Raw genomic sequence first — 3,501 nt, forward strand, 5'->3', positions numbered from 1 at the left:
GGCCGAGCCACCCGCATCACCTGAGCCACCCGCATCACCCGACCCGTCCGGACCGGCCGACCCGGCCGGACCGCCCGCCGAGGGAGGCGACACCGCGTGAACGACACTCTTGACGTCCTCCTGCGGCTGGTCGCCGTCCTCGCCGCGTTCCTGGTCCTGCCGCTGCTGGTCGGACAGGCCGAGCACAAGGTGATGGCACACATGCAGGGCCGGCTCGGCCCGATGTACGCCGGCGGCTTCCACGGCTGGGCCCAACTCGTCGCGGACGGGGTGAAGTTCGCCCAGAAGGAGGACATCGTCCCGGCCGACGCCGACCGCCGGATCTTCCAACTCGCGCCCGCGGTCGCGCTGCTGCCCTACCTGCTGGTGCTGATCGCGATCCCGGTCGGCCCGCACGGCTTCGTCGGCGAGGCGCTGGACGCCGGACTGATCTTCGTGCTGGCCGTGATGGGCGTCGGCGTCCTCGGCTCGCTGATGGCCGGCTGGGCGTCGGCCAACAAGTTCTCGCTGCTCGGCGGCCTGCGCACCGCCGCCCAACTGATGGCCTACGAGCTGCCGATGCTGCTCGCCGCCGCCTCGGTCGCGATGGCCGCCGGCACCCTGTCCCTGCCGGGCATCGTCGCCTCGTACCACTGGTGGTGGACGTTGTGGCAGCTGATGGGCGGCGTGGTCTTCTTCGTCGCCGGGCTCGCCGAACTGCAACGCCCGCCCTTCGACATGCCGGTGGCCGACTCCGAGATCATCTTCGGCGCGTACACCGAGTACACCGGCCTGCGCTTCGCGCTGTTCCTGCTGTCCGAGTACGCCGGGATCGTGGTGCTGTGCGGGCTGACCACGGTGCTGTTCCTCGGCGGCTGGCACGGCCCGTGGTCCGGCAGCGTCGGCTGGCTGTGGACCGTGCTGAAGGCCGCGGTGCTCGCCTTCGTGGTGATCTGGCTGCGGGTCAGCTACCCGCGGCTGCGCGAGGACCAGCTGATGAAACTCGCCTGGACGGTGCTCATCCCGATCTCCCTCGCCCAGATCGCCCTGACCGGCGTCGTCAAGGTGGTGATCTCCTAGCCATGGCCATCCCCGGATCCGGTCTCGCCAAGGGCCTGGCCGTCACGCTGCGGACGATGACGAAGCGAACCGTCACCGCCCAGTACCCCGAGGCCCAGCCGGACCTCGCCCCGCGCACCCGCGGTGTGATCGCGCTGTTCGAGGAGAACTGCACGGTCTGCATGCTGTGCGCCCGCGAGTGCCCCGACTGGTGCATCTACATCGACTCCCACAAGGAGACGGTGCCCGCCGCCGCCCCCGGCGGACGCGAGCGCAGCCGCAATGTGCTGGACCGCTTCGCGATCGACTTCTCGCTGTGCATGTACTGCGGTATCTGCATCGAGGTGTGCCCCTTCGACGCGCTGTTCTGGTCGCCGGAGTTCGAGTACGCGGAGACCGACATCCTGGACCTGACCCACGAACGCGACAAGCTGCGGGACTGGATGTGGACGGTGCCGGCGCCGCCCGCGCTGGATCCGGCCGCCGAGGAGCCCAAGGAGGTCGCGGCGGCCCGCAAGGCGGCCCAGAAGACGCTGGCGGCCAGCGAGCCGGGGGAGTCCGCCGGACCCGGGGAGGGCCAGGCGTGAACCTCAGTGCCGCCGCCCACCACCCCGGCTTCCTGTCCCCGACCGGCGTCGAGATCACCTTCGTCCTGATCGGCCTCGCCGTCCTCGGCGCCGCCGTGCTGACCGTCACCACCCGGCAACTCGTGCACGCCGCCCTGTGGCTGGTCGTCGCGCTCGGTGGCCTGGCCGTCGAGTACCTGCTGCTCACCGCCGAGTTCATCGCCTGGGTGCAGGTGCTGATCTACGTCGGCTCGATCGTCGTCCTCCTCCTGTTCGGCCTGATGCTCACCAAGGCGCCCATCGGCCGCTCCCCGGACGCCGATTCGGAGAACCGCCGGGTCGCCCTCGCGGTGGCCGTGGTCGCCGCGGCCACCTTGGTGTGGGTGGTGGTGGACGCCTTCCGCTCGACCTGGATCAATCTGCACGGGGTCGTGCAGGGCTCCTCCCGGATCACCGGCGAAAGCCTCTTCCGGCACTGGGTGCTGCCCTTCGAGGCCCTGTCGGTGCTGCTGCTGGCCGCCCTGGTCGGCGCGATCGTCCTGTCCCGCCGCGACGACGCCCCGACCGGGACCGGCAAGGAGGAGAACTGATGCACCTCGCCTATCCGGCCGTCCTCGCCGCCCTCCTGTTCTGCGTCGGCGTCTACGGCGTCCTCGCCCGCCGCAACGCGATCCTCGTCCTGATGTCCGTCGAGCTGATGCTCAACGCCGTCAACCTCAACCTGGTCGCCTTCGACATCTGGCTGCGCGACAGCCTGCACGCCGGCCAGGCGCTCACCCTGTTCACCATCACCATCGCCGCCGCCGAGATCGGGCTCGGCCTGGCGATCGTGCTGCTCGTCTACCGCAACCGCGGCAGCTCCGACATCGACCGCCTCACCGCCCTCGCCGACCCCGGGCACCCCGAAGCGCCCGGACCGGCGGGCGGAGCAACCCGCGTGCCCCGACCGGCGGCCGACGACGAGAAGACAGAGGCCACCGCGTGACCCTGACCGCCCTGGCCGCGCTCGTCCCCCTCCTCCCGTTCCTGGGCGCGGCAGCCGGCCTCCTGCTGGGCCGGCGCGCACCCGGCTTCGTACGGCCGCTGGCCGTCCTGCCCACCGCCACCGCCTTCGCGCTCGCCGCGATCGTCGCCGCCCGGCAGGGCACCGGACAGCCCACCGACGCCGCCCACCGCCTGACCCCCACCGGCTCGGTGCCCATCGACATCGCCCTGCACCTGGACGGCTTCTCGGTACTGATCGCCGTCCTTGTCGGCCTCGTCGCCACCTGCGTGCAGCTCTACTCGGTCTCCTATCTGCGCCACGACCCGCGCTATCCGTCGTATGCCGCCCTGGTCTCCCTGTTCACCGCCGCGATGCTGCTGGTGGTCTACTCCGGTGATCTGATGGTGCTGCTCGTGGGCTGGGAGATCATGGGCATCTGCTCCTACTTCCTGGTCGGGCACGAGTGGGAGAACGAGGTCGCCCGCGCGGCCTCCATCAAGGCGTTCCTGGTCACCAAGCTCGGCGACGTTCCCTTCCTGATCGGCGTGTTCGCCCTCGCCGCGGACGCCCACACCTTCCGGATCAGCGGCATCCTCACCGCCGCCGGCCACGGACAGCTCCACCGCCCCACCCTCGTCGCGCTGCTGCTGCTCGCCGGGGTGGCCGGAAGTCCGCGCAGTTCCCGCTGCACAGCTGGCTGCCCGACGCGATGGCCGGACCGACCCCGGTGTCCGCGCTGATCCACGCCGCCACCATGGTCGCCGCCGGCATCTACCTGGTGGCCCGGCTGCTCCCGGTGTTCACCGCGTCCGCCGCCGCCCTGACCGTGCTGTCCGCGATGGCCGCCGTCACCATGATCGGCTCGGCACTGGCCGCCCTCGCGCAGGACGACATCAAACGGGTACTGGCGTA

Annotated in this window: 4 protein-coding genes and 1 pseudogene; all 5 read left to right on the plus strand. The window is 71.1% G+C overall.

The window, feature by feature from the left end:
• Positions 1-96 precede the first annotated feature (96 nt).
• Positions 97-1,059 (plus strand): NADH-quinone oxidoreductase subunit NuoH, encoded by a 963-nt coding sequence (gene nuoH / locus GA0115240_RS15665; protein WP_093737291.1) that lies wholly within the window; start codon positions 97-99, stop codon positions 1,057-1,059.
• Between the two features lie 2 nt (positions 1,060-1,061).
• Positions 1,062-1,625, plus strand: coding sequence for a NuoI/complex I 23 kDa subunit family protein (locus GA0115240_RS15670; RefSeq protein WP_093737292.1), 564 nt, complete (start codon positions 1,062-1,064; stop codon positions 1,623-1,625).
• A complete protein-coding gene (locus GA0115240_RS15675) occupies positions 1,622-2,194 on the plus strand; it encodes an NADH-quinone oxidoreductase subunit J family protein (protein ID WP_093737293.1) in 573 nt (190 codons plus the stop codon). The genes GA0115240_RS15670 and GA0115240_RS15675 overlap by 4 nt, the downstream gene beginning before the upstream one ends.
• Positions 2,194-2,589 (plus strand): NADH-quinone oxidoreductase subunit NuoK, encoded by a 396-nt coding sequence (gene nuoK, locus GA0115240_RS15680; RefSeq protein ID WP_093737294.1) that lies wholly within the window; start codon positions 2,194-2,196, stop codon positions 2,587-2,589. Before GA0115240_RS15675 ends, nuoK begins: the two co-directional genes overlap by 1 nt.
• Positions 2,586-3,501 (plus strand): annotated as a pseudogene (locus GA0115240_RS15685) (NADH-quinone oxidoreductase subunit L); the annotation flags it as partial. The gene nuoK and the pseudogene GA0115240_RS15685, both read left to right, overlap by 4 nt.

This window comes from Streptomyces sp. DvalAA-14, from assembly GCF_900091855.1.
In the GTDB taxonomy this organism is placed as follows: domain Bacteria; phylum Actinomycetota; class Actinomycetes; order Streptomycetales; family Streptomycetaceae; genus Actinacidiphila.